This window comes from Streptomyces sp. NPDC037290, from assembly GCF_055603245.1.
Genome location: NZ_JBVJVZ010000100.1, coordinates 1 through 3,080, shown reverse-complemented (window position 1 = coordinate 3,080; position 3,080 = coordinate 1). Strand labels below are relative to the sequence as shown.

The following is a 3,080-nucleotide window of genomic DNA, read 5'->3' as shown; positions in this document are numbered from 1 at the left end:
ACTCAGCAGCCCAGACCGCGACTTCAGCCATCCCCTCCATACCAGGACAACGGCAACTGCCAGCTCAGGACACGAACCGCTGCTGGAGTACTAAGTTGACCGATCCCGCCGGCCTTCGCGGACCGCCCCATGCCGAGGACCCGCTCCCTCCAGACAGGACAAAGAGCGTGGGTCCCGCGAAGAGATGACCGGCAGCCGAGCCTGCCCACCCGCACACACCACCGATGGGGCGCACACCACAAACCCCATACCAGCCTCCGGCGCGGCCAGCATGCGCCGACCCGGGCGCGGCATCAAGACCCTGGCCCCGCGCCACAGCCCGACGCCGCGACTGCGCCGAAGCCGTGGCCTGAGAACACCTGAAGAGTGCCATCGATAGGGTGAACTCTCCTCGGTGCCATGAAAATGGCACTCGAAGACACTGGTGCGCGGGTAATGTAATCTCCTGAATTAGCCTCGTCGGTCCATAATTACCGAGAGGGGTCATCAAGTCGAGGTGTTGATCGTGGTTATTGTCATGCGAATGACACGCAAGCGCGCTCTCGATCATCGGAGTGTTGAGAGGAGCGCCGGGGGCTTCTGGAGAATGGCTTGTCACATGCATATGCTGTCAGCAAGTTGATGTAAGTTTCCTGTTGTGGTCACCCGTAAGGCAGTAGTCTCACTCAAGGGGAACCGGCCCGGCGCACCTCCGCCAAGAAGCCGCCGGGCCGGGGCAACAGATAGCTCGCCAGTGGAGACTCGGTATTCACACTCTTGGAATATATTCAGAGTGAACCCGCGGGCGATGGCGAACACCCTGCTTACAGGAAGCTGAGAGTACCTTCATTTCCGCTCTCCCGAGAGGCTTTACGCGAAATTTGCACCGTGCGCATGAGATCACCACGAGGTCCCTTACCCAGGCATTGCCTCCCGGTAGGAGTGGGACCGTGAGACGGTCTTGATGTTGATCGCATCGGTAGGGTCTGGTCCAGGGGTGGCCGAACGCACAGGTTCCGGAGTGGATTCTGGTAAGTCGAGTCTAGGGGTAAGTACTTACCGTGCCGGCGGAAAACTGGACTCTGCCGGATCTGGCGCAACGGAGTCAGCCATGTCTGTTCCCCCGGTTCCGCCCGTCTCCGTGGAGCAACGCGCCCGGGTCCGTCTGATCACGGGCCTGAACCGGGAGTCCCTTGTCCGCGTCATGCTGCGCTATCACCTGGACGACCCATTGGTGGTCTGTGTCGACTTCCCGCCCGGTGTGCCATGCAACGGCTCTGAGGTGAGGTGGGTGTTCGCGCGTGAGTTGCTCGGGCAGGGGTCGCGCGTCCTGACCGAGTGGGGGGAGGTGTGCGTGTGGCCGGACGACACGAGCCACACCGTGGTCGAGATGCACTGGCTCAGCGATCTGGTCATGATCGAGTTTCATACCGCTGTGCTGCGGCGATTCCTGGCGCGCACCTACGCGGTCGTACCCGCCGGTGCCGAGGATGTAGCGGCAGCCGTCGAGCGTGGGCTGTCCCAGCTCTTCGGCAGCGCGTGACAAGGCGGCCACGAGCCCGATGAGCCACCGGCGGGACAAGGGGTCCCGGTCAGGGTACTGATGCCAGCTCAGTCAGCGGGTGGCTTGCGAGCTGCACGCACATGGCGCGCAGATCCGGAGTGCTCGCTGTGATCGCTTCGGCTATCCGCTTGTCGAGGTCCTTGATCTCCTCGGTCAGGTTCTGGATGCGGCGGGCCAGCAGCCTCAAGGTGTGCCGCGCGGCGCCTGCCGGTCCCGCCACTTCCAACTCCGAGAGGGCGGCGCACCGTTGGATCAGCTTCAGATTGCTCAGCCCGGACAAGGACTCGCGAAGTTCGGCATCGGCGCAGGCCAGGACGCTCTTGAGTTGGTTGATGGCCTGAGTCCGAGACTTGATCGCGGACCCCTTCGCCAGCTTGAACAGCCGCAACATCTCCACCGGGCCGTCACTCGTCTTCGCGGCGGCGGTGGCCCGACCGGACAGCACAGCACGGGCAGCGGCCTCGGCGTCGATCGCATCGGTCTTGCCGTGACGCCGTCGGGCAGCCTTGTCAGGCTGGTTGACCTCAGTCACCTCGATGCCCTCGGATCGCAGATACCGTGTCAGGCCGACGCCGTACGATCCAGTGCACTCAACCCCGGCCCGCCGCAGCATGCCCGAACGAGCGTGCCCAGGCCAAGAGCTGACGGTATCCCTCACCTGTCGCCGGGAAGCTGCGTCCGTCCAGGACGGCGCCGAGCATGGTGATGACGGCCGCGGCGTGGACGTCCTTGTGAGTGTCGGCGCCGAGCAGGATGTCCTCCTCGGCGCCGGCCTGGATGCGACAAGGGGTCGTGGGCTGCGTAATGCTGGACAAGGTCGCCTGTCTCCTGATCGCCTGGGATACTGGTGGCCGTCGCCGGGCCGGAGCGGTCAAGACTGTGAAGGCGTCTGTCGCGAAGGCCCCTATCGGGACACGTCCCCTGCCCGGCGGCAACGAGTACCGCCCGAGCAGTGGCCGACAGATCAACGCCAGGGCAACAACGCCAATCGAAGCACAGGTCAGGCCACCGCCCGAAGCGGTACCTGATCATCCTCACAATCGAAGCATGAGCCGGTGCGGCCCATGCTCTGCCGCAGTCCAACCGGTCTATTTCGCTTGGGAGTTCGTCGGAGGTGTATTCACTGCCGCGGTCCGAGTGCGCAATGCATCCGGGGGCGGAGCTGCCCGCGTCCGGCGGCCATTTTCAGCGCGTCCACGACCCGGCTTGCGCGGTGGCGGTCGGCCATCGAGTAGCCGCGATCTCGCGGGTTGCGAGGTCCAGCCAGGTCGCCAGATACAGCCAGCCGTTATCGGTGGGTATGTAGACATCCGATGCGCACGAACCGTCAAGTGTCTGAGTTGAGTTGGGGGTCCGCGGTTACCGGGAACGCGCTGCTTTCGTTGAAGTGGACGCGCTGAGTGAGGCAATGATGAAGGCAGCCGATCATGCGATTGAAGCAATGAGCCTTTGCCAACTTGATGCGTGAGAAGGTCAGTTGGTTCGACATGTGAGTGAAGCCCCTGGTAGACGGGTTCACGACCAAGATCACCCGGTA

The 3,080-nt window shown here is 63.6% G+C and carries 4 protein-coding genes; 1 reads left to right on the top strand and 3 read right to left on the bottom strand.

Features of this window, described 5'->3' with window-relative positions; all coding sequences use genetic code 11:
• The first annotated feature begins 1,090 nt into the window (after positions 1–1,090).
• On the top strand, positions 1,091–1,522 hold the full coding sequence (locus ACZ7HQ_RS45075) for an SsgA family sporulation/cell division regulator (RefSeq protein WP_471003342.1): 432 nt from the start codon (positions 1,091–1,093) through the stop codon (positions 1,520–1,522).
• 49 nt (positions 1,523–1,571) lie between these two features.
• Here the strand turns inward: ACZ7HQ_RS45075 and ACZ7HQ_RS45070 are convergent, their stop codons facing one another.
• The 3 genes from ACZ7HQ_RS45070 to ACZ7HQ_RS45060 all read right to left on the bottom strand — a co-directional run.
• A complete protein-coding gene (locus ACZ7HQ_RS45070) occupies positions 1,572–2,156 on the bottom strand; it encodes an IS110 family transposase (protein ID WP_471003339.1) in 585 nt (194 codons plus the stop codon).
• The gene (locus ACZ7HQ_RS45065) at positions 2,134–2,358 is read right to left on the bottom strand and encodes a hypothetical protein (RefSeq protein WP_471003336.1); all 225 of its coding nucleotides are present in this window, start codon (positions 2,356–2,358) and stop codon (positions 2,134–2,136) included. The genes ACZ7HQ_RS45070 and ACZ7HQ_RS45065 overlap by 23 nt, the downstream gene beginning before the upstream one ends.
• A gap of 512 nt (positions 2,359–2,870) precedes the next feature.
• Positions 2,871–3,080, bottom strand: a 210-nt coding sequence (locus tag ACZ7HQ_RS45060) for a hypothetical protein (RefSeq protein ID WP_471003332.1), incomplete at its 5' end; no start/stop codon positions are given.